Here is a 20,656-nt window from a genome sequence, read left to right on the forward strand (position 1 = left end):
GGCTGAACCCCGCTCAGGCGTCCGGGAAACCGTTCGGGTTCTTGGACTGCCAGCGCCAGGTGTCCGCGCACATGTCGTCGATCGTCCTGGTCGCGCGCCAGCCGAGCTCGGTGTTGGCGCGGGTCGGGTCGGCCCAGAACGCGGGCAGGTCACCGGCCCGGCGCGGGCCGATCTCGTAGGGCAGCTCACGGCCGACGGCCCGTTCGAACGCCTTGAGCAGCTCCAGCACCGACGTCCCCGTACCGGTGCCGAGGTTGAACGCGCGCGCCGGCTCCTTCATGTCGTCCAGGTGCTCGAGCGCCGCCACGTGCCCGGCCGCGAGGTCGGTGACGTGCAGGTAGTCGCGCTCGGCGGTGCCGTCCGCCGTCGGGTAGTCGTTCCCGAACACGGTCAGCTTGTCCCGGCGCCCTACGGCGACCTGCGCGATGAACGGCATCAGGTTGTTCGGGACGCCCTGCGGGTCCTCGCCGATGTCGCCGCTCTCGTGCGCGCCGACCGGGTTGAAGTACCGCAGCAGCGCCACCTTCCAGCCCTCGGAGATCTGCGCGATGTCCGTCAGGACCCGCTCGATCATCACCTTGGTCTGCCCGTACGGCGACGAGGAGGACAGGTGCTCGTAGTCCTCCTGGTACGGCACCGGGGCCTTCTCCCCGTACACCGTGGCCGACGACGAGAACACCAGCTTCCGCACTCCGTACTTCGTCATCGCCGTGGCCAGGGCGAACGTGGAGTCCAGGTTGTTGCGGTAGTACTCCAGCGGCTTCGTCACCGACTCCCCCACCGCCTTGTACCCGGCGAAGTGGATGACGGCGTCGATGTGCTCGTGCGCGAAGAGCGCCTCGGTCTTGTCGATGTCCGTCAGGTTGAACGCGTGGACCGGGATCGCACGGCCCGCGAGCGCCTCCAGGCGGCCCTGCACGGTGGGCTTGGAGTTGGAGAAGTCGTCGACGACCACGACGTCATGACCGGCGGCTACCAGGGCGAGGACGGTGTGCGAGCCGATGTAGCCGGCTCCACCCGAGACGAGAACGCGCATGGTCCCAAACTACCGGGTGACGGGACCTTCCCTGTCCGGGCGGGCACCGGTAGCCTCACGGCCCGTGACGGTGCTCGAGGCGATGCTCCTGTTCGCGCTGGTCGCGATCCCGCTGACGATCATGCCCGGTCTGGACAGCGCGCTCGTGCTGCGCACCGCCGTCGTGCGCGGCCGCAGGCATGCCTACGCGACGGCGCTCGGCATCAACGCGGGCGTCCTGGTCTGGGGCGTGGCCGCCGCGGTGGGTGCGACGGCGGTGCTCGCCGCCTCCGCGACCGCGTACCGCGTGCTCACCCTCGCGGGGGCTGCCTACCTGGTGTGGCTGGGCGGCCGGATGCTGTGGTCCAGCTTCCGGCCGCGCCGGTACGACGCGCTGCCCGCTGTCGCGCTGCGGCCTGCGGCGGAGTCCGGCGCAGACATCCCTGGTGACGACCAGGGCACGCCGCAGTCCGCCTGGCGCTCGTTCGCGGTGGGCGCCACGACGAACCTGCTCAATCCGAAGGTGGGCGTCTTCTACCTCGCGACCATCCCCCAGTTCCTGCCCGACGACGTGCCGCACCTGCTCATGGGCCTGCTGCTCGCGGTGGAGCACGACGTCCTCGGGTTCGTGTGGCTGGCCCTGCTGATCAATGCTGCCGCTCTGGCGAAGCGCTGGTTGTCCGGGCGTGCGATCGCGCGGGTCACCGACCGGGTGACGGGGGTGGTGCTGCTTGCGTTCGGCGGTCGGCTCGGGTGGAACGCCCTGACCGGACAGGCTCGTGTGATCTGACGGCGGCGAGCATCTCGTCCAGATCCGGCGGGATCCGTCACGGGTGCCTGGACGGTGCGCACCGTACCGTCGGGGGCGATCAGCAGCGTGGCAGCCGTGACCGCACCCGACGCCGCCACTACGCTGCCACCGTGGCCTACACCGAGCAGCGCACCGACTCCGAGGGCCGCACCGGCCACGTCGGCCGCTACCGTGTCGACGGGCGCCTGCGCAGCACCCGCCGCTTCACCGCCAAGCGCGATGCGCTCGCGGAGGCGCGGCGTCAGGAGGAGGCGGGCAAGCATGCCGAATGGGTGGACCCCGCCGCCGGCCGGGTCACCGTCGCCGAGTGGTTCGCGATCTGGCAGGAGTCCCGCGTCGACCGCGCGCCCCGGACCATCGAGGCCGAGCGTGAGCGGTTCCGGTCCCTGGTGGCGCCCGCGTTCGGTGACCGGCCGCTGCGGCAGGTCACGCACGAGGACGTCGCCCGCTGGGCCGCGACGATGACCTCCCCCACCACCGGCGAGACCGCCTCGCCGGCCAGGCGCCGGGATGCGGCCCGCCTGCTCGTGGCGCTGCTCGACGCCGCCGTGGACGCGCGGCGCCTGCGCACCAACCCGGCGCGGACGCCGTCGGGCAAGGTACCCGCCCTGCCGCGCGCGCCGAAGACCAAGCCGCACCGCTATCTCTCGCACGAGCAGCTGCGCCGCGTGGCGGACGCCACCAGGACGCCGCAGGCCCGCACCCTCGTGCTGCTGACGGCGCTGACCGGTCTGCGCTGGGGCGAGGTCAGCGCGCTCACGGTGGCCGACGTCGACCCGCTGCGCCGTCGTGTGCGCGTCAGCAAGGCGTACACCCGCCTCGACGACGGCACCCTCCTGCTCGGCGACACCAAGACCCACGCCCGGCGCGAGGTCCCGCTGCCCGCGATCCTCGTCGCCGACGTCGCGGCACAGGCAGCGGGCAGGACGCCCGACGACCTGCTGTTCACCGGGACCCGGGGCGGTCCTCTGCGCCGGGAGAGCTTCGACCGGTCGGCGTTCCGGCCCGCGGTCCTCGCGGCCGGGCGTGCGGTACGCACGCTGCGCGAGGCCCTCGGCCTGCGCCCCTCCGGCCTGTACGACGACGGTGTGGTCACCGCGGTCCGTCGGCTCCAGTCCGACGCCGGGCTCGACCCCACCGGCGTGTGCGACCCCGCGACCTGGTCCCTGGTCGCCGACGCCGACCGGACGCGCCGGGACGGGACCCGCGGCGAGAAATTGAGCCGCACCAGGCTGCTCACCGCGCTGTCGGGCACGACGGTGGGGCCGGGCGCCGAGGACTTCGACACCCTCACCCTGCACGACCTGCGCCACACCGCCGCGTCCCTCGCCATCTCGGGCGGAGCGACGGTCAAGGCGGTGCAGCGCATGCTCGGGCATGAGTCGCCGGTGCTGACCCTGTCCACCTATGCCGGCCTGTTCGAGGACGACCTCGACGCGCTGGGCGACACGATGAGCGCTGCGTTCCAGGCGACGTCGTACGAACCCTCGGGCATGCCCGGGTCCACGGCGTCGGACGCGCCCGCGAACGTCACCGTGATCGGCTCCGCGCGGGCGTGGGCGGCGGGCTGACGCGGCCCGGCAGAAATCCGCCGCCCAGGTTCTCGTGAATTTTCTCGCGAATCCGGGATCCTGATGTCGAGAACGTGCGACCGGCTCCGGCCCAGGGGCGAGGGCGCGCACCGCGCCCACGACCGACGGGCCCAGCGACGGGCCCTCGACCAGGGAGAACACCATGGCGAAGTACCTGATCCTCAAGCACTACCGGCACAACGGCCCCGCACCCGTCCCCGGGACCGAGGTCATGATGGACCAGTGGACGCCCGAGGAGATCACCGCGCACATCGACTACATGAGCCGGTTCGCCGAGAAGCTGACGGAGCGCGGTGAGTTCGTCAGCGAGGGTGCGCTCCTGCCGGAGGGCACGTTCGTGCGGTACGACGGCGAAGGCCGGCCCCCGGTGACCGACGGGCCCTTCGCGGAGACCAAGGACCTGATCGCGGGCTTCATGATCATCGACGTCGAGTCCCAGGAACGGGCCTACGAGGCCGCCGCCGAGCTCTCCGCGGCACCCGGCCAGGGCGGGCGCCCGCTCCACGAGTGGCTCGAGGTGCGGCCGTTCTTCGCCGAGCTGCAGGCGTCTGCCGAGTAGACCGGGACCAGGAGCGTGCACGAGGACCGGGCGGACGACGGCCAGGTGAACGAGCTGATGCGGACGCTGGCGCCGCAGGTCCTCGGCGTCCTCGTCCGTCGCGGAGCAGACTTCGCGACGGCCGAGGACGCCGTGCAGGAGGCCCTGATCGAGGCGGTGCGCCACTGGCCCGGCAATCTCCCCGACGAGCCGAAGGCCTGGCTCCTGCGCGTCGCCGGCCGCAAGCTGATCGACGCCCAGCGCTCCGAGGCGGCCCGACGGCGGCGGGAGGAGCGCGTGCACGACGAGCCCGCGCGCGGCCCCACCGAGCAGTCGGACGACACGCTGCTCCTGCTGAGCCGGTGCTGCCACCCGGCGCTCAGCCCGGCGTCGGCCATCGCGCTGACGCTGCGCGCCGTGGGCGGGCTCACCACCGCGCAGATCGCCCGCGCCTTCCTCGTGCCCGAGGCGACCATGGCGCAGCGCATCTCCCGGGCCAAGCGCACGATCACCGGCGAACGGTTCGACACCCCGGGTGATGTCCGGGCAGTGCTGCACGTGCTGTACCTGATGTTCAACGAGGGCTTCACGGGCGAGATCTCGCTCGCCGACGAGGCGATCCGGCTGACGCGCCAGCTCCTCGCGGCCGTCTCCCGGGACGCCGTGGACATCGCGGACCCCGAGGTCTCCGGCCTGCTCACCCTGATGCTCCTGCACCACGCCAGGCGCGCCGCCCGGTACAACGCCTCGGGCGAGCTCATCCCCCTGGACCAGCAGGACCGGTCGCTGTGGGACACGGCGATGATCACCGAGGGCGTCGCCGTCCTGCAGGGGGCCCTGGCCGGCGACCGGCTCGGGCCGTACCAGGCGCAGGCCGCGATCGCGGCACTGCACGACGACGCGCCCACCGCCGAGGAGACCGACTGGACGCAGATCCTCGAGTGGTACGACGAGCTGACCCGGCTCGCGGACAGCCCGGTCGTCGCCCTCAACCGGGCGGTCGCCGTCGGTCAGGTCGACGGCCCGCGTGCGGGACTGGCCGTCCTGGCCGACGTCGACCCGAAGCTCGCTCGCTGGGACGCGGTAGCGGCCCACCTGTACGAGCGCGCGGACGACGTCGCCCAGGCGATCCACCACTACACGATCGCCGCCGACCGGGCGACGAGCCTGTTCGAGCGGATCCACCTCATGAAGCAGGCCGCGCGGCTGCGTCTCCCCCGTCCGGGGGAAGACCCGACCTGACCACGGGGGCTGGCCCCCGGCACGCCGTGGGTGTGCACCAGTGCGGACGACGCCCCTGACCAGCCACGCTGCTCGGGTCAGGATCATCGTCCAACCTGGAAGGACCCGTCATGTCGAACGGGACGCAGTCGGTCACGGTGCGCGTGGCCCGGTGGTGCGCCACCCATCCCTGGCGCGCGATAGTCGGGTGGCTGCTCCTCGTGGTGCTCTGCCTCGGCGCGGGCACCGCCGTCGGCACCAACTCTGGCACCATCGAGGACTTCTGGGTCGGCGAGGCCGGACACGCGGAGTCGATGGCCGACGCCAGCGGGCTCACGCCAGCACCCACCGAGCAGGTACTCATCACGGCCGACGGCGGTGACCGGCTCGACGAGGCCGCCGCGACGAGCGCCGCGGACTACGTACGACGGCGCATGGCGGCCCTCCCCGCCGTCGTATCCGTGGCAGAACCCGCCTGGTCCGCCGACCGGACCGCACTGCTCGTGGACGTCACGCTCCGCGGAGACAGCGAGACAGCGGAGGACGACGTCGCAACCCTCCTCGAACAGACCGTGGCCGCCCAGGCGGCACACACCGCCGTGACCGTGGAGCAGACCGGCAGCGCCTCGATGTCGAACGAGGTCGACGAGTCGATGGGCCAGAACCTCCTGCGCACCGAGGCGATCAGCCTCCCGGTGACCTTCGTGATCCTCCTGGTCGTGTTCGGCACCGTGCTCGCCGCCGGCATCCCGATCCTCCTTGCCCTCACCGCCTTCACGGGAGCCGTCGGGCTCTACGGCCTGGCGTCCTGGGTGTTCCCCGACGCGGGCGGCGCGGCGATGAGCGTGATCTTCCTGCTGGGCATGGCCGTCGGCGTCGACTACTCGCTGTTCTACCTCAAGCGGATCCGCGAGGAGCGCACGCACGCCGACCACCTCGACCGCACGGCAGCCATCGAGGCAGCAGCGGCCACGTCCGGCCGCGCCGTCCTCGGGTCCGGTATCGCCGTCATGCTCGCACTCGGCGGGCTCTACCTCGCCGACGACGTCATCTTCTCCTCCGTCGCCACCGGAGCGATCCTGGTGACGGCGCTCGCAGTGGTCGGCTCCCTGACCGTGCTGCCCGCGCTGCTTGCCCTGCTGGGCGACCGGATCGACCGCGGGCTCCGTGGGCGGCGTCGTGCCGGCTCTGGTGCCGGCCGCGGTGAGCAGGGCCGCGCCAGGGGCGAGAACGCGGCGTGGACCGCGGTGCTTCGTCCGGTGGTGCGGCGCCCGCTCGTCACACTGCTGGTCAGCGTCGCCGTCACCGGCGCACTGGCGGCGCCCGCGCTGACCATGAGGCTGGGCACCGAGGGCGCGGAGACGTTCCCCGACACCCTGCCGTCGGTGGCTGCCTATGACCGGCTGACCGGTGCGTTCCCGTCCCAGGGGCCAGCGCACCTCGTGCTCGCCCGAGGGGAGGACCCCGCCGCCCTGCTGCAGGACCTCGCGGACCGGACTCGGGGCGACAACCTCTTCGCGCAGGACTCGACACCCGAGGTAGTGGTCGCCGCCGACGGCGGGACGGCGCTGCTGCGGCTCCCGATCCCGTTCAGCGAGAACTCCGCCGAGGCGCAGCGTTCGCTGGAACATCTGCGCGCGGAGCTGATTCCCGAGGCCGTGGGGACGGCGGCCGGCACGCAGATCGCGGTCTCGGGCGATGTCGCCCGTGGCGCGGACTACGCGGCCCACCAGGCGGAGCGGCTGCCCTGGGTCATCGGGTTCGTGTCCCTGACCACGCTCGTCATCATGTTCGTCGTGTTCCGCTCCGTGCCCCTGGCAGTGCTGGGGGTGGTGCTCAACCTCGCTGCGGTGCTCGTGTCCTGGGGTGTGCTGACCCTGGTCTTCCAGGGCACCTGGGCGGAGGGCCTGCTCGGGTTCGACTCGGTGGGCTTTGTCGGTTCGCGCACACCGCTGATGGTCGTTGCGATCCTGGTGGGGCTCTCCACGGACTACCAGATCTTCGTCGTGAGCCGGATCCGGGAGGCCGCGCGTCGCGGGGTGCCCACCCAGCAGGCGGTGGTGGAGGGCATCGCCGGGTCCGCGAGCGTGGTCACGAGCGCCGCCGTGATCATGGTGTCGATCTTCGGCAGCTTCCTGTTCTTCGACCGGATCGAGATGAAGCAGATGGCCGTCGGGCTCACCGTCGCGGTGCTCTTCGACGCGATAGTGCTGCGCGCCCTCATCCTGCCGTCCGTGATCACGCTGCTCGGCGAGCGCACCTGGTGGCCGGCCAGGACACGGCCGAACACTGCTCTGGTTCGGCGTTGACGACCCGCCCGGGTCTCAACAGCTGCTCAGCTGCGCTGGAGGTACGCCTCCAGCGCAGCGGCGCCGGTCAGCATCGCCCGGCCACGCGCGGTCAGCCGGTCGTTCCAACCGTGCAGCGTGGCTTCGAGGGGCTCGAGGCCGCCGGCCGACCGCACCTGGGCGATCAGCGGAGCGATCTGCTCCAGGAGGTAGCCGCCGCGCCGGAGCTGGTGGGTCAGCCTGGCGTCTCGCACCGCTGCCTCGTCGTAGACGCGGTAACCGGTCTGCGGGTCGCGGCGCGGGCGCACCAGGCCGACGCGCTCCCAGGTCCGCAGCGTCGCGGGCCGGATCCGGAGCTGTGCGGCGAGCGGGCCGACGAACGTCTCGCGCGGTCCGGTGCGGGGTGCTGACATGACGCCGGACTCTGTGCCGGAATCTGTGCCGGTTGCTGTAGCGGTTGCTGTGCCACCAGGATCCAGGTCACGCAGGGCGCTCTCTACTGCCTGGAGCGTCCGGCGATCGTCCAGGAGCTGGACGTGACTCTCGTCGACGAGGCGTAGCGCTGTGGCGGTGTCGCCGTCGTTCACCGCTCGCATGATCGCCGTCGCCGTCTGGTGGCCGTGACCCGGAACGAGGGCGAGGAACGCGCGCAGCGCACGCGCGTGCAGCGGGGTGTAGGTGCGGTATCCGGTCGGCGTGCGGACGGCGGCCGGGAGGATCCCCGCGTCCTCGTAGTTCCTGATCGCCTGGGTGGACAGGCCGTGCTCACGTGCCAGGTCGATGGGCCTGAGGCGAACGTCGTTTTGAGGGTTCGAGCCCATCTTCACTCCCATCTCAGGCAGAAGTTTCAATCGAGGCTTCAACGATACCCTTGAGGGAATGACGACAGACCTCAAGGAGACCATCCGTCCCGTCGACCCTGCAGCCGTCATGGGGCTGCTCCCGGCCAGCCCGCGCATCCTCGCGCTGGGCGAGCCCACCCACGGCGAGGGCACCCTGCATGCCGTGCGCAACGAGCTCTTCCGACAGCTCGTCGAGCAGGAGGGCTACCGGACGATCGCCCTGGAGAGCGACTGCCTGATGGGCCTGCTCGTGGACGACTACATCACCGGTCTCGACGGCACCGCCGGCGAGGACGCCGCTGGTGCCTCTGCCGAGGACGAGCTCGACGACGTGATGGCACGCGGCTTCAGCCACGAGTGGGGTGCGTTCCCCGGCAACCGCGAGCTGGTGCGCTGGATGCGGTCGTTCAACGCGGGCCGGCCGGCGTCCGACCGGCTCCGGTTCGCCGGTGTCGACGGCCCGCTGGAGATCACGGCCGCCGCGAGCCCTCGGCAGGCCCTGACCGCCCTGCACGGATTCCTGGCGGAGCGGCTGGGCACCGGTCTGCTCCCCTGCTCCGGCGATGCCCTCGACAGCCTGATCGATCCCGACGACCGATGGACCGAACCCGCCGCCATGATGGATTCCTCCCGTTCCGTGGGGCAGTCGGCGGAAGCGCGGGAGCTGCGGCTCATCGCGGACGACCTCGTGGCGCTGCTCGGCGCGCACGCGCCCGGGCTGATCGCCGCGTCCACCCCGGCCGAGTGGGAGCGGGCCCGCCTGTACGGGCGTACCGCGACGGGCCTCCTGCGCTATCACTTCTGGATGGCGGACACCTCTCCTGCTCGCATGACCTGGCTGCTCGGTGTGCGGGACACGATGATCGCCGCCAACCTGCTCGCTCTGGCCGAGCGGGGCCCGGTGCTGGTGAGCGCCCACAACAGCCACCTGCAACGGAACTCGAGCACCATGCGCATGTGGGACCACCCGATGCTGGAGTGGTGGGGCGCCGGGGCGCTGGTCGACGCCGAGCTGGGCGCGGAGTACGCCTTCCTGGCCACGGCCGTCGGCACCATCCGGCATCGGGGCGTGGACGCTCCGCCGTCGGACAGCGTGGAGGGCCTGCTGTACGCGCTGCCCGGGGACCACCACCTGGTCGACGCAGGCCGACTCGCCGCCTCGCTCGGCGAGCACCTGCCGGACGCCCGCGTGTCCCCCTGGTTCGGGTACGCCCCGCTGGACCCGGCGCATCTTGCTTCCGCTGACGGGATCGTGTTCGTCAGGGACGCGGAGGAGCACTGAGCGCCGGCTGCGCGCCAGGCGGCTCGGCAGTCTCCGACGGACGCGAGCGGCGACGGAGCGTTCGTCCTGGAGCGCGGAGCCGGCGTCATCGATGCTCACTATATGCTCACGAGGGCGGTTCTGGAGCGCTCAAAAGCGCCTCCAACCGTTGATATCTAGCCACTTGTCGATCTAGTACGCACCCGCTTCAGGAAAGCGGGTGCGTACTTTGTGGGATCAGAAGTAGTAGTAGTATTGCCGTACTACGCGTACTACTACGGACGTGAAACTGTGCGCGAAACTGTGGGCCGGAATGACTGATGAATCGGGGAACGACGTGCGCGACAAGGAACGGGTCTTCCAGGCGGCCGAGGCGCTGACGGCGGAGGGCGCTGCGGTCACGGTGACGAACGTGCGCGAGCGCGCAGGCTGCTCCAACGCGGCAGCGACGAAGTATCTGCGGGAGTGGCGGGACAGCAGAGCCGCGGAGAACGAAGCGCGGCAGGCCCTCCCCGAGCTGCCGGCGGCGGTTACCGCGCTGGTGGAGCGTGGCGTCGACGCGCTGTGGGGCGCCGCCGTCGAGGTGGCGCGGTCGGAGCACGAGGCCACGGCCGCCGCACAGGACGAGGCGCTGACCGCCGTCGTCGGCGAGGCGGACGCCCTGGCCGCCCGCGTGGACGAGGCGGACGCGGAGCTCGCGCAGTTCCGCGCTGTTCTGGAGTCGGCGCGCGAGCAGGCACGGTCCGCCGAGGAGGATCGTGCCTCGGTGGAGAAGGAGCGGGCGGACGCCGTGGCGACGTCCGCTCGTCTGGAGGGCGACCTGGCCGCCGTGCGACAGGCGCTCGACGCCGCGCGCGACGAGCTCGCCCAGGAGCGTGCCGCAACGGCTGCGGCCGAACGCGCACGTTCCGACGCGGAGGCGGCGCGGGCGCAGGCGGAGGGTGCCGCCGTCGGCCTGCGGGAGTCGCCGGCCGACGTGCGCGGGGCCCTCGAGGCCGCGCGGACCGACGCCGCTCAGGCGCACCGGGACCAGGCAGCGGCCGAGACGGCCCGTGCCGTCGCCGAGGCGTCGGTCGCCCGGCTGGAGGGCGAGCTGTCCGCGTCGCGTGACGCCCTGGCGTCGGCGCGGGAACAGGCGGCACAGGCGGAGCAGGCCCGCGTGGCAGCGATCGCGGCGACAGCCCAGGCAGAGGGCACGGCAGCCGGGCTGCGGGAGGCGCTGGAGGCTGCGACGGCGCCGACTGTTTCCGCCGAGTAATCGGGCTGGAGGGTCGCGTCAGATCACCCCCTCCGGGTGGCGAGACCTGCGCGGCGGCAGGCCCGAGTGTCAGTGGCTGGTGCTGTGATGGCCTGATGAACCTTCGCGGATTTGCCACCATCAACTACTGGGCCGACGACGTCACCGCAGCAGCGGCCTGGTACACCGAGCTGCTCGGGGTGGAGCCGTACTTCCAGCGCCCCGGACCGGACGGGGCCCTCGCTTACGCCGAGTTCCGGATCGGCGACAACGAGGCGGAGCTCGGCCTCGTCAGTCGGGCCTTCGCGCCGCCCGGCCTGCCCTCCGCACCGGGCGGCGCACTGATGTACTGGCATGTCGACGACCTGGAGGGCATGGTGGCGCGCCTGCTGGAGCTGGGTGCCACCGAGTTCCAGCCGATCACCCCGCGTGGCGACATCGGCTTCGTCACCGCATCCGTGGTGGACCCGTTCGGGAACATCCTCGGGGTCATGTACAACCCGCACTACGTGGAGCAGCACCCGCTCACCAGCTGACCGTCATCGGCGGCCCGTCAGCCGGGCATGGCTGCGAGGCGCGCGAACCCCTCGCGGCCGTGCCCTGCGTCGATCGCCCGCTGCACCTCGGCTCGCGCCGAGCTGAGTACGCCGTTGTCCAGATCGTTCGCGCGGACCACTTCCAGGACATGATCCATGACCGTTGCCGAGGCAGTGATCGATCCGAGGTCGCCCGGATACCGGCCGGCGGAGAGCTGCTCGGCGAGCAGGTCGATCATGGCGGGGAAGAACCCGAGCATCGCCTTGACGTGCGGCGCGACGTCGTGCGGCGCGATGCCCTCCGCGCGGGCAAGGGCGAACATGTGCACCGCACCGCTCATCGAGGTCCAGAGCAGGTCCTGGAGGGACGCGTCCAGCGAAGCGGCGCGGCCGGGGTCATCACCAAGGTAGTAGGCGTTCTCGCCGAAGGCGGCCAGAGTGGGCCGGTATCGCTCGTACACGTCCTGGGGGCCGCTGTAGTAGAGCGCTGCCTCGGGGGTGCCGATGGTCTCCGGCATCGACACGATCACGCCGTCGAGGTAGTCGACGGCGTGATCGTGCGCCCAGTCGGCCAGCTCGCGAGCCTGGCGGGGCGTGCCGCCGCTGAGGTTGACCAGGGTGCGGCCCTTGAGCGCGTCGGCGTCGAGCACCTCCCGGACGACCGCATAGTTCCGCAGGCATACGACAACGAGGGGGCTGGCCGCGATCGCCTCCGCCGCGGTGCCTGCAATGGTGGCGGCCAGGTCGTCCCCCTTCCCCGGGGTCCGGTTCCAGACGGTCGTGGAGTGGCGGGCGGCGGTCAGCGCGGCGGTCAGGGCATGCCCCATCGGGCCGAGCCCGAGGACTGTCAGGGTGGTCATGCTGGTTAGGCTAGACATTGACGTCAGCGTCAAGGTCAAGGGCCGTCGAGCTGGGGAGCGGGAATGCGGATCGGACAGCTGGCGCGGCGGACCGGCACCAGCCAACGGGCACTGCGCTACTACGAGGCACAGGGTCTGCTCGCCCCGACGCGGCAGGCGAGCGGCTACCGCGTGTACGGCGACGACGACGTCGCACTGGTACACCGGATCCGGACGCTGCTCGCGGCGGGGCTGACCACCGCCCAGATCCGGGACGTGCTGCCGTGCCTCGTCGACGTGGAGGGTCTCCTGACACCCGACTGCCCGGAGCTCGTCGACGGGTTGGTGCAGGAGCGCAACGAGATCGACCGGGCCATCGCACAGCTCAGGGCGACGCGCTCGAACCTCGACAGGATCATCGGCGGCGAACGGCGAGCAGGCTGACCTTCAGCAGCGGGCGTGCTCTCCCGCTAGGTTGCCCGGGTGACTTCCGCACCCTCGACCTCCGTGCCAGAGATCATCAACTCCCTGCTCGACCTGACCGCCTGGGCAGTGTTCGACGTCGACGCCTTCCCGGCGGCCATCGAGTTCCTCGTCGAGATCCTCGGACGCTGACCTTCGGGGGCTGACGACGGTCCTGCGGACCGGCACACCGCTCGTGCTCGGCGCCGAGCCGTCGCAGGTCCGTCCCGGCCGTCCCGGACGCCCTAGGCTTGCTGCGTGACCAGCGAGGAGCGCCGTCTGCGGCTGTCGATCGACGACCAGATCGAGAACCGGTACCTCGAGGTGCCGTTCGAGATCCCGGCGGGCCGCACCGGGAACGCACTGGAGGTCACCCTCGCGTACGACCGGGACGCCGCGGTGATCGACCTGGGCTGCCGCGACCCGGAACGCTGGCGCGGGTGGTCGGGCGGCGCCCGGTCCCGCTTCGTGATCAGGCCGACCGCCGCGACTCCCGGGTACGAGCCCGGCGAGCTGGTTCCCGGCCGGTGGGCGGTGGTCCTCGGCCTGCACGGGCTGCCGGCCGAGCCCGTCGACGTCACCGTCACGATCGCCACGGGGGTCGACGCCGGTGTGGTCGAGGACGAGCCGCCCGCCCCGCCTCCGCCGTCGGGCAGCGGTGCGGCGTCCAGAGCAGGGACCAGCCGCACCCGCCTCGGGCGGGACCTGCCGGCGCCGGACGGCCTGACCTGGTTCGCGGGCGACCTGCACGCGCACACCACGCACTCGGACGGGACGCTGAGCATCGCCCAGCTCACGGCGGCCGCAGCGGGCCGAGGCCTGGACTTCCTCGCCGTGACCGACCACAACACCGTCTCCCACCACGCGCACCTGCCGGGAGTGGGCGCCGCGTACGACGTATGCCTCCTGCCGGGGCAGGAGGTCACGACGCACGCGGGTCACGCGAACGCGTTCGGCGACATCGGCTGGGTGGACTTCCGGCGTCCGGCGACGCGGTGGCTGTCCGACGTCGAGGAGCGCGGCGGCCTGCTGTCCGTGAACCATCCCGTACAGGACGACTGCGGGTGGCTCCAACCCGTGCGGACCGGATTCCTCGAGCTGTGGCACATCTCGTGGTTCCTCGACCTGACGGCGACGGGTCCATGGGCCTACCTGCGGGCGGCGGCCGGGGCGCCCGGCAGCGCAGGGCAGCCGGTCCTGCTGGGCGGCAGCGACTTCCACACACCCGACCAGGGTTTTCCGCCCGGCACACCCACCACATGGGTCGCCGCCGAGGACCGCACGCCGGAGGCGATCCTGGATGCCGTCCGGCACGGGCGGACCGCCATCAGCCGCTTCCCCGGGCCGGGCGAGCCCGTACTGGTGCGGGTGGGCGGCGATCTGGTGGCCGTCGACGCGGACGGCACGGTGCTGGTGGACGTGACGGGTCGACGTCGTCGGGTGCGCGGCGACCGGGTGGTCCTCCCTGCGCCGTCCGAGCCCGGCCCCTACCGGCTGGAGGCCCCCGACCGCACGCTCCTGGCGATCAGCGCGTGACCGGCTCCGGCCCGTACGGAGAACCCGTCTCCTCCGGCCCCGCCTCCGGCGAGCCGGTCTCCTGCGGAGCGGCCGGCAGCCTGATGAACCGCGACACCGTCGTACCGATCACGAGCAGCGCGAACGGGTAGAGGGACAGGTAGACGCGGAACGCCTGCCCCGGGTCGGGCCCGGGGTCGGTGCCGGAGCGATAGCCGAACCACAGCGCCAGCGATGCCAGCGCCCCGGCCGTCACCAGGCCGTTGAGCCGGCCCAGCACCCCGAACGACGCCAGGAAGAGGCCGCTGCGGTGCGTGCCGTGGCGGGCGGCGTCCGCGTCGAGCACCCGGGCGATCACCAGGTCGTTGGTCGCGAGCACCCCCGAGTAGCCGACGGCGACCGTCAGCCCGGCCAGGATCCCCGTGAGCAGGTCGTTCGCGAAGTACATGGGCACGAACCCGACGGCCGCCACCGGCAGCGCGAGCCGCCACGTCCACGCGGCACCCTTGCGCCGCACGACGGCGGCCCACACGCTCAGCATCCCGATCGCCACGACGATCACGACCAGCTGCAGGATGCTCGCGTCCAGGGCCGAACCCTGCAGCGTGTGGTGCACGTACAGCTGCAGGCCGCCGAGGACCAGTGCCATCGCGGAGCCGTAGCAGGCGTTCACGATCCCGACCGTCCAGAAGTGCGACGTCGACAGGATCTGCCGGACGGACCGGAAGAACAGCGGCTTCGGCTCCGCGTCGAGGGCGGGGTCCTCCCGCACACCGAACGCCGTCCACAGGATCACGGCCGCCGCCACCACCGCGAAGATCACCGCGAGGCGCCCGTAGCCGACCGTCGAGCCCTCGGTGCCCAGCACGTTGCGCGCCAGGACGGGCGTCAGCGCCAGCGCGATCACCAGGGCGATGAGCTGAGCGCCCTGCCGCACCGCGTTCGCCGTCGCCCGCCGCCGCTCGTGCGTGAACAGCTCGGGCAGCAGCGCGCCATAGCTCGCGTTGATCAGGGAGTCGGCCATCTCGGTGGTGATCGCGAACACCGCGAACCACACGGCGAGCCCCACCGCGGAGTCGGCCACCGGCCCCGGGACGGAGAACAGCGCGACGGTCGTGACCGCCAGCACCAGCGCGCCGGTCACCAGGTACGGCCGGCGCCGCCCCCACCGCGACCGCGTCCGGTCCGACAGGTGCCCGAACAGCGGGTTGTCCAGGGCGTCGAGCACCCCGTAGACGGCGTACACGGCCGCGTAGACGACGGCGTCCAGGCCGAGCAGCTCCACGTACACGTAGAGCATCGAGCCCTTGACGAGGTTGATCGGCAGCGAGGTGCCGAACATGCCGATGCCGTAGCGCATCGGCGACGTCCCCGCAGGCTCGGCGTCCACGTCGGCGAGCCTACTCACCACCGCGCGACCAGGTCGATGCCCTGCCGCTCGATCTCCCGGATGAAAACCGGATCGCCCAGCAGCCGCAGCTCCCACGTCCGCTTGCGCCACCACCCCGCCGACAGCTCCCGCAGACGTGGCGTGTCCGGAGCGGGATGCAGGAAGATCTCGCTGGTCCCCTCCGGCAGCCGCTCCAGCAGGCGCAGATAGTGGTCGCGCAGCGTCGCGTAGTCGCGGGCCTCCGCGTCGCCACCGCGGTGCGTGGCGATGGCCCGCGGCAGGCGCACCCCCGCGGCGTCGGCCGCCACCACGGCGCTCGCATGCCGCTTCCGCACGGCGGCCGTGGCCAGCAGGGGGTCGTCGTCCCCGTACAGCTCCAGACCGCGGGGCAGGCGGAAGGCCAGGCTGCGCCGCGCGCACACCTCGATCGCCTCGGCGAGGTAGGAGCGGCCCAGCAGCCCGTAGAGCGTCCCTTGGTGGGAGTCGAGGCGGTCGGGCGGGGGCGAGCCGACGGCGGACGTGGCCCGGACCAGGGCGTCGATCTGGTCGGTGACCCGGTGGGCGACGTCGTCGAAGCCGCCCTCTGGCGCGGGCGTCGGAAGCACGACGTGCACACCGGGTGCGACGTCGGGGGCCGCACGGGCGAAGGCGTCCACGGCACGTGCCGCGCCCGGGTTCTCGCGGTCCTCGGGCGGATCCGCCTCGGCGTGCGCGGTGATCACGCCGACCGCCGTCAGGGGCGAGGCGGCCAGCAGGGCGGCGATCTCGCGGTCGGCGTCGGGGTCGGTGCCTGCGTCGTCCGCGGTGAGCACGAGGCTGCGCGTCATGCGTCCAGTCTGGCCCAGCCGGGTCAGTAGCTGCCGATCACGCTCGTGCCGAGAGACTCTCCGGCCTCACCGAGCTCCACCTCGAGGGCCCACGGTGTGGTCACGTGCGGGATGGCCGCGGGGACGCAGGGCAGCATCGCCGTGTGCAGGGTCAGGCTCGTACCCAGCGTGTCGGCGCGCCAGACGCCGGGACCGACGATCTCGAACTCCCCCGCCCCGGTGCGGTGCAGCACGACCACGTACTCGTGGCCGTCCCGCAGGACGGCGGCCATCCCGGCTCCGGGCGGTGCCTCCGTCGACCCGACCTGGGTGACGGCGAGGTGGGCATTCTTCGAGACCACGCCCAGCAGCACCTTGCGCAGCTTCAGCTCGGTGCGGGTGTAGGGCACCCTGTCGACGACGTCGACCGCCGAGTCGCCTGCCTGCACGACGGCCACGACGTCGGCGTCCGAGACGAGCTGCTCGATCGTCTCGTAGTCCTCGGGTGCGGTGAAGCTCGCGGCTGCCTGGTCGCTCACGCAGCCGCCGAGAAGCCCGATCACGCTGGTCACGCTGATCACGCCGAGGGTCGCCATCGTCTGCCGTCGCATCGCTGGTGCTGCCCTCCCTCGTCCTGTGGCGGTCAGGTGCCTCGTTCGGCGCCTCTCGTTGGAGAGAGGGACGGGACGCGGCGCCTGGTGCACTCGGTTCACGAGCCCGTGCCGCGCGCTCGTTCGTGCAACGAATAGTGCTCCGCCGTACGAACACAGAACAAGGGCCTATGGGGGCGAACAACGACTATGGAGCCAGGGAGATTGCCGCGATGCGAAAACCCGGCGGGCATGCCGAGGACCAGCCCGATCCGGTGGGCGGAGCCCGGTCAGGCGGCGTGCGCCCTGCCGATCGCGCGGACGAGGCCCGACGTCGAGATCGAGCCCTTGCGGTAGCGCTCCACCGCGGCGACGAGCGCCTCGCTGACGTCGCGCGGCACGTGCGACGACCGGGTGACGGGGTACCAAATCTCGCGTTCGAAGACGGCGGTGCGCCGTGCGGGCCCGCGGAACAGGCGCCCGGCGAGCGCTGGGGGCGCAGGGACCGGACCTGCGGCCGGAAGTGCCGGAGGTCCGGGCGGGGCGGGGACGGGAGCCGGTGGGCCAGGTACCGGTGCCGGGGGTGCCGGCACCTGCGCGACCTGCGGCGCATCCGCTACGGGGTGGTCCGCGAGGCGCGACGCACGGTAGCGGGCGCCCGGGTTCCAGCGGAGCGTGGGTACTGCCGGCTTGGTGGGCTTCACACCGCTGGTCTCCCGGCGGGGTGCGGAAGCGTCGGCCGGCTCGGCGGTGTCCGTAGCCGTGTCGGTGGTGGAGCCGGCAGCCGCCTGCTCCGCGTGGGCCTTGCGCAGCGCCGCCACTATCCGGGCGACGCGTCCGGTGTCGGCCTCCAGGTAGGGGGCGTGCGGTCCCTGAGGGCTGTCGGCGCTCGAACCGTCCGAGACCTGATTCTCCGTACCGTCCGCCATGACAGCTCCCTCACCCATCGTCCCGGCCACGACCAGCGGCGACCGCTGTCCCATATGTTCCCCGCCCGGCCCGGGGCATGCAAGCCCCGGGCGTGACTCTCCGACCAGGGCTTCTACCGGGTCGCTTCCTAGTTGCTGCCTCGTTCGCCGCCCAGCATGTCCAGGAAGCTCGGGGTGCTCGCGAACGGGTCGGCGGGCTTGGCGTGCTCGCCGCGGGAGAACACGAGGGTCGCGAGGGATCGACCGGCCCGCTCGATGCGCTGCGGCAGGGAGCTGCCCCCGTCGTCGTGCCCGGTGCCCGCGGCCTGCGCCCAGTCGTCGGTGGCCGCGAAGACCGACGTCGTGACGACGTCGGCCCGCAGGTAGGTGAACAGGGGCCGCAGCGAGTACTCGAGCGCGAGCGAGTGGCGTGGTGTGCCGCCCGTCGCGCCGAGCAGCACGGGCATGCCCGTCAGGGCTTCCTTGTCGAGGATGTCGACGAACGACTTGAACAGCCCCGAGTAGGTGGTGGTGAACAGCGGGGTGACGGCGATGACGGCGTCGGCCTGCGTGATCGTCTCGATGGCGCGGGCGAGGTCGCCCGTGGGGAAGCCGGTGAGCATCGCGTCGACGATCGCGTGGCCGTGGTCGCGCAGCTCGACGACCTCGACGCTCACGTCCTGGCCGAGGGCCTCGAGCTCGTGCACCGTGGCGTCGGCGAGGCGGTCCGCCAGCAGGCGCGTGGACGAGGGCTGTCCGAGCCCGGCGTGCACGACGGCGACGGTGCGGTGGTCCCGGTCCTTGGCCCCTACGGTCTCGAAGTCGGTCATGACAGCGCCTCCTCGGCCAGCTTGCCGGTGTACTCGTCCCCGCCGTCACCGACGTGGGTGGCGCCCGCCGCGTTCTTCGCGCGCGCCGCGGCGACCCGCTCGGCGTGCGTGGGCGGGTTCGCCGGCACGTCGGCCGGGCGCTTGGCGTCGGCGATCTTGCGCAGCTCCGGCACGACGTCGGAGGCCAGCAGGTCGATCTGCTCCAGGACCGTCTTGAGCGGCAGGCCCGCGTGGTCGACGAGGAACAGCTGGCGCTGGTAGTAGCCGACGTCGTCGATGAAGGAGCCGTACCGGTCGATGACCTGCTGCGGCGACCCGACGGTCAGCGGGGTGTCCCGCGTGAAGTCCTCCATGGACGGGCCGTGGCCGTAGACGGGCGCGTTGTCGAAGTAGGGCCGGAACTCGTCCCAGGCCGCCTGGCTGTTCTTGCGCAGGAAGGCCTGCCCGCCGAGGCCCACGATCGCCTGGTCGGCGCGGCCGTGGCCGTAGTGCTCGAACCGCTGGCGGTAGAACTGGACCATCTGCTTGGTGTGGCTCATGGGCCAGAAGATGTTGTTGTGCAGGAAACCGTCGCCGTAGTAGGCGGCCTGCTCGGCGATCTCGGGGCTGCGGATCGAGCCGTGCCACACGAAGGGCGGCACGCCGTCCAGCGGCCGCGGCGTGGCGGTGAAGCCCTGCAGCGGGGTGCGGAACTTGCCCTCCCAGTCCACGACGTCCTCGGTCCACAGACGCCGCACGAGCGCGTAGTTCTCGATGGCGAGCGGGATGCCCTGGCGGATGTCCTGCCCGAACCACGGGTACACGGGGCCGGTGTTGCCGCGGCCCATCATGAGGTCCATGCGGCCGTCCGAGATGACCTGGAGCATCGCGTACTCCTCGGCGATGCGCACCGGGTCGTTGGTCGTGATGAGGGTCGTCGCGGTGGACAGGGTGATGTTCTTGGTGACGCCGGCCAGGTAGCCGAGCATCGTCGTCGGGCTGGAGGCCACGAACGGCGGGTTGTGGTGCTCACCCGTGGCGAAGACGTCCAGGCCCGCCTCGTCGGCGTGCTTGGCGATGGTGAGCATCGCCCGGACACGCTCGGTGTCGTCCGGGGTGTGCCCCGTGGTCGGGTCCGTCGTCACGTCGCTGACACTGAAGATCCCGAACTGCATGATGCCGCGCTCCCAAGGTCGTGTGCTGCTGGTCATGTGCTGCTGAGCTGCTGCTCTTCCAGATGTCCATGCAGATGCATGCACGTCGGCCTCAACCGGCTGCTAGGGTCGATTGTTCCCACGGAGCCTGCTCCCACCGGCCGGGGCGCACGTGAGATCGGGCACATCAGCGCCCAGTTTGCCCGGAGTGCGCTTGCGTGCGCACATCCGACGCGTAGCCTGATCAGACGGCTGGAAAATAGACGGCCGAAGAACTTGAGCAATCACGGCCGGAACATCACAGAGGGTCCCCGCGTTGGCACTACGGACCTTTTTCCGCCACCAATCCCGACAACCCTCTGGAGGACATCGTGCCCGACCGGTCCCTGCGCGGTATGAGCATCGGTAGTAAGAGCATGGAGTCCGACGAGGGCGTGGACTTCGCCCCTCGGTTCCAGGCCTACTACGACTGCCCCAATGGCCACACCATCATCCTGCCCTTCGCCACTGACGCGGACGTACCCCCGATCTGGGAGTGCCGCTGCGGCGAGGAAGCCCTCCTGCGCGACGCCGAGAAGCCGGAGCCCAAGGCGACGAAGCCCCAGCGCACCCACTGGGACATGCTCCTGGAGCGCCGCACGGTGAAGGAGCTCGAAGACCTGCTCGACGAGCGCCTCGAGCTGCTGCGCGCCGGCAAGCTCCGCCGCTCCGCCTGAGAGCAGCCTTTGAGAGCAGTACCTGAAAGCAGCTGAACGACCGTCGGGGGGGGGGCGCCGCGGAGCGCGACGCGCGGCCGGGGTCGGCCCAACAACACGCAAACCCCACGAACACGCACCCCACAC

21 protein-coding genes are annotated in these 20,656 nt (G+C 71.8%); 12 read left to right on the top strand and 9 right to left on the bottom strand.

What is annotated here, in order from left to right; all coding sequences use genetic code 11:
- Window positions 1-13: 13 nt before the first annotated feature.
- Window positions 14-1,036, bottom strand: a complete 1,023-nt coding sequence (gene galE, locus AB0I32_RS18895; protein WP_357508728.1) for a UDP-glucose 4-epimerase GalE — start codon at window positions 1,034-1,036, stop codon at window positions 14-16.
- Between the two features lie 64 nt (window positions 1,037-1,100).
- Here galE and AB0I32_RS18900 point away from each other — a divergent pair, with 64 nt between their 5' ends.
- From AB0I32_RS18900 to AB0I32_RS18920, 5 genes are all read left to right on the top strand, one after another.
- Window positions 1,101-1,805 carry a LysE family translocator gene (locus AB0I32_RS18900; protein WP_357508730.1) on the top strand — a complete coding sequence of 235 codons (705 nt, stop codon included), beginning with the start codon at window positions 1,101-1,103 and terminating at the stop codon, window positions 1,803-1,805.
- A 131-nt stretch (window positions 1,806-1,936) separates the two neighbouring features.
- Window positions 1,937-3,397 (top strand): site-specific integrase, encoded by a 1,461-nt coding sequence (locus AB0I32_RS18905; RefSeq protein WP_357508732.1) that lies wholly within the window; start codon window positions 1,937-1,939, stop codon window positions 3,395-3,397.
- Between the two features lie 163 nt (window positions 3,398-3,560).
- The gene (locus AB0I32_RS18910) at window positions 3,561-3,977 is read left to right on the top strand and encodes a YciI family protein (RefSeq protein WP_357508734.1); all 417 of its coding nucleotides are present in this window, start codon (window positions 3,561-3,563) and stop codon (window positions 3,975-3,977) included.
- A 57-nt stretch (window positions 3,978-4,034) separates the two neighbouring features.
- Complete coding sequence (locus AB0I32_RS18915) at window positions 4,035-5,198, top strand: DUF6596 domain-containing protein (RefSeq protein WP_357508776.1); 1,164 nt, start codon at window positions 4,035-4,037, stop codon at window positions 5,196-5,198.
- Between the two features lie 110 nt (window positions 5,199-5,308).
- Complete coding sequence (locus tag AB0I32_RS18920; RefSeq protein WP_357508736.1) at window positions 5,309-7,486, top strand: MMPL family transporter; 2,178 nt, start codon at window positions 5,309-5,311, stop codon at window positions 7,484-7,486.
- Between the two features lie 26 nt (window positions 7,487-7,512).
- Here the strand turns inward: AB0I32_RS18920 and AB0I32_RS18925 are convergent, their stop codons facing one another.
- Complete coding sequence (locus AB0I32_RS18925; RefSeq protein ID WP_357508738.1) at window positions 7,513-8,286, bottom strand: TioE family transcriptional regulator; 774 nt, start codon at window positions 8,284-8,286, stop codon at window positions 7,513-7,515.
- Between the two features lie 58 nt (window positions 8,287-8,344).
- On the opposite strand from AB0I32_RS18925, the gene AB0I32_RS18930 reads away from it, so the two are divergent.
- From AB0I32_RS18930 to AB0I32_RS18940, 3 genes are all read left to right on the top strand, one after another.
- Window positions 8,345-9,589, top strand: a complete 1,245-nt coding sequence (locus tag AB0I32_RS18930) for an erythromycin esterase family protein (protein ID WP_357508740.1) — start codon at window positions 8,345-8,347, stop codon at window positions 9,587-9,589.
- Between the two features lie 292 nt (window positions 9,590-9,881).
- Entirely contained in the window at window positions 9,882-10,826 is a 945-nt protein-coding gene (locus tag AB0I32_RS18935) for a DNA-binding protein (RefSeq protein WP_357508742.1), read from the top strand.
- A gap of 95 nt (window positions 10,827-10,921) precedes the next feature.
- Window positions 10,922-11,341 (top strand): VOC family protein, encoded by a 420-nt coding sequence (locus tag AB0I32_RS18940; RefSeq protein ID WP_357508744.1) that lies wholly within the window; start codon window positions 10,922-10,924, stop codon window positions 11,339-11,341.
- 17 nt (window positions 11,342-11,358) lie between these two features.
- Here AB0I32_RS18940 and AB0I32_RS18945 read toward each other — a convergent pair whose 3' ends face one another.
- Entirely contained in the window at window positions 11,359-12,201 is an 843-nt protein-coding gene (locus AB0I32_RS18945) for an NAD(P)-binding domain-containing protein (protein WP_357508746.1), read from the bottom strand.
- A 63-nt stretch (window positions 12,202-12,264) separates the two neighbouring features.
- Here AB0I32_RS18945 and AB0I32_RS18950 point away from each other — a divergent pair, with 63 nt between their 5' ends.
- The 3 genes from AB0I32_RS18950 (at window position 12,265) to AB0I32_RS18960 (ending at window position 14,178) form a co-directional block, all read left to right on the top strand.
- The gene (locus AB0I32_RS18950) at window positions 12,265-12,624 is read left to right on the top strand and encodes a MerR family transcriptional regulator (RefSeq protein WP_357508748.1); all 360 of its coding nucleotides are present in this window, start codon (window positions 12,265-12,267) and stop codon (window positions 12,622-12,624) included.
- Between the two features lie 39 nt (window positions 12,625-12,663).
- Window positions 12,664-12,795, top strand: a complete 132-nt coding sequence (locus AB0I32_RS18955; RefSeq protein WP_357508750.1) for a hypothetical protein — start codon at window positions 12,664-12,666, stop codon at window positions 12,793-12,795.
- Between the two features lie 105 nt (window positions 12,796-12,900).
- Complete coding sequence (locus tag AB0I32_RS18960) at window positions 12,901-14,178, top strand: CehA/McbA family metallohydrolase (RefSeq protein WP_357508752.1); 1,278 nt, start codon at window positions 12,901-12,903, stop codon at window positions 14,176-14,178.
- On the opposite strand, the gene AB0I32_RS18965 is transcribed toward AB0I32_RS18960, so the two are convergent.
- The 6 genes from AB0I32_RS18965 to AB0I32_RS18990 form a co-directional block, all read right to left on the bottom strand.
- Entirely contained in the window at window positions 14,168-15,547 is a 1,380-nt protein-coding gene (locus AB0I32_RS18965; protein ID WP_357508754.1) for an MFS transporter, read from the bottom strand. The genes AB0I32_RS18960 and AB0I32_RS18965 overlap by 11 nt on opposite strands.
- Window positions 15,548-15,561: 14 nt before the next feature.
- Window positions 15,562-16,374, bottom strand: coding sequence for a ChbG/HpnK family deacetylase (locus AB0I32_RS18970; RefSeq protein WP_357508756.1), 813 nt, complete (start codon window positions 16,372-16,374; stop codon window positions 15,562-15,564).
- Window positions 16,375-16,397: 23 nt separating this feature from the next.
- On the bottom strand, window positions 16,398-16,964 hold the full coding sequence (locus tag AB0I32_RS18975) for a hypothetical protein (protein WP_357508758.1): 567 nt from the start codon (window positions 16,962-16,964) through the stop codon (window positions 16,398-16,400).
- Between the two features lie 269 nt (window positions 16,965-17,233).
- Complete coding sequence (locus AB0I32_RS18980; protein WP_357508760.1) at window positions 17,234-17,872, bottom strand: hypothetical protein; 639 nt, start codon at window positions 17,870-17,872, stop codon at window positions 17,234-17,236.
- A gap of 128 nt (window positions 17,873-18,000) precedes the next feature.
- The gene (locus AB0I32_RS18985) at window positions 18,001-18,681 is read right to left on the bottom strand and encodes an FMN reductase (protein WP_357508762.1); all 681 of its coding nucleotides are present in this window, start codon (window positions 18,679-18,681) and stop codon (window positions 18,001-18,003) included.
- Window positions 18,678-19,835 carry an LLM class flavin-dependent oxidoreductase gene (locus AB0I32_RS18990; protein WP_357508778.1) on the bottom strand — a complete coding sequence of 386 codons (1,158 nt, stop codon included), beginning with the start codon at window positions 19,833-19,835 and terminating at the stop codon, window positions 18,678-18,680. Before AB0I32_RS18990 ends, AB0I32_RS18985 begins: the two co-directional genes overlap by 4 nt.
- Window positions 19,836-20,185: 350 nt before the next feature.
- On the opposite strand from AB0I32_RS18990, the gene AB0I32_RS18995 reads away from it, so the two are divergent.
- Window positions 20,186-20,530 carry an RNA polymerase-binding protein RbpA gene (locus tag AB0I32_RS18995; RefSeq protein ID WP_026365682.1) on the top strand — a complete coding sequence of 115 codons (345 nt, stop codon included), beginning with the start codon at window positions 20,186-20,188 and terminating at the stop codon, window positions 20,528-20,530.
- Window positions 20,531-20,656 lie beyond the last annotated feature (126 nt).

Origin of the sequence: Promicromonospora sp. NPDC050249 (assembly GCF_040656015.1) — a bacterium.
In the GTDB taxonomy this organism is placed as follows: Bacteria; Actinomycetota; Actinomycetes; order Actinomycetales; family Cellulomonadaceae; genus Promicromonospora.

Bases quoted from the DNA above. Each gene is read 5' to 3' on its own strand.
- AB0I32_RS18920 (WP_357508736.1), top strand. From the start codon at position 5,309: ATGTCGAACGGGACGCAGTCGGTCACGGTGCGCGTGGCCCGGTGGTGC.
- AB0I32_RS18980 (WP_357508760.1), bottom strand. From the start codon at position 17,872: ATGGCGGACGGTACGGAGAATCAGGTCTCGGACGGTTCGAGCGCCGAC.
- AB0I32_RS18940 (WP_357508744.1), top strand. From the start codon at position 10,922: ATGAACCTTCGCGGATTTGCCACCATCAACTACTGGGCCGACGACGTC.
- AB0I32_RS18950 (WP_357508748.1), top strand. From the start codon at position 12,265: ATGCGGATCGGACAGCTGGCGCGGCGGACCGGCACCAGCCAACGGGCA.
- AB0I32_RS18990 (WP_357508778.1), bottom strand. From the start codon at position 19,835: ATGCAGTTCGGGATCTTCAGTGTCAGCGACGTGACGACGGACCCGACC.
- galE (WP_357508728.1), bottom strand. From the start codon at position 1,036: ATGCGCGTTCTCGTCTCGGGTGGAGCCGGCTACATCGGCTCGCACACC.
- AB0I32_RS18970 (WP_357508756.1), bottom strand. From the start codon at position 16,374: ATGACGCGCAGCCTCGTGCTCACCGCGGACGACGCAGGCACCGACCCC.
- AB0I32_RS18925 (WP_357508738.1), bottom strand. From the start codon at position 8,286: ATGGGCTCGAACCCTCAAAACGACGTTCGCCTCAGGCCCATCGACCTG.
- AB0I32_RS18945 (WP_357508746.1), bottom strand. From the start codon at position 12,201: ATGACCACCCTGACAGTCCTCGGGCTCGGCCCGATGGGGCATGCCCTG.
- AB0I32_RS18915 (WP_357508776.1), top strand. From the start codon at position 4,035: ATGCGGACGCTGGCGCCGCAGGTCCTCGGCGTCCTCGTCCGTCGCGGA.
- AB0I32_RS18985 (WP_357508762.1), bottom strand. From the start codon at position 18,681: ATGACCGACTTCGAGACCGTAGGGGCCAAGGACCGGGACCACCGCACC.
- AB0I32_RS18910 (WP_357508734.1), top strand. From the start codon at position 3,561: ATGGCGAAGTACCTGATCCTCAAGCACTACCGGCACAACGGCCCCGCA.
- AB0I32_RS18935 (WP_357508742.1), top strand. From the start codon at position 9,882: ATGACTGATGAATCGGGGAACGACGTGCGCGACAAGGAACGGGTCTTC.
- AB0I32_RS18975 (WP_357508758.1), bottom strand. From the start codon at position 16,964: ATGCGACGGCAGACGATGGCGACCCTCGGCGTGATCAGCGTGACCAGC.
- AB0I32_RS18930 (WP_357508740.1), top strand. From the start codon at position 8,345: ATGACGACAGACCTCAAGGAGACCATCCGTCCCGTCGACCCTGCAGCC.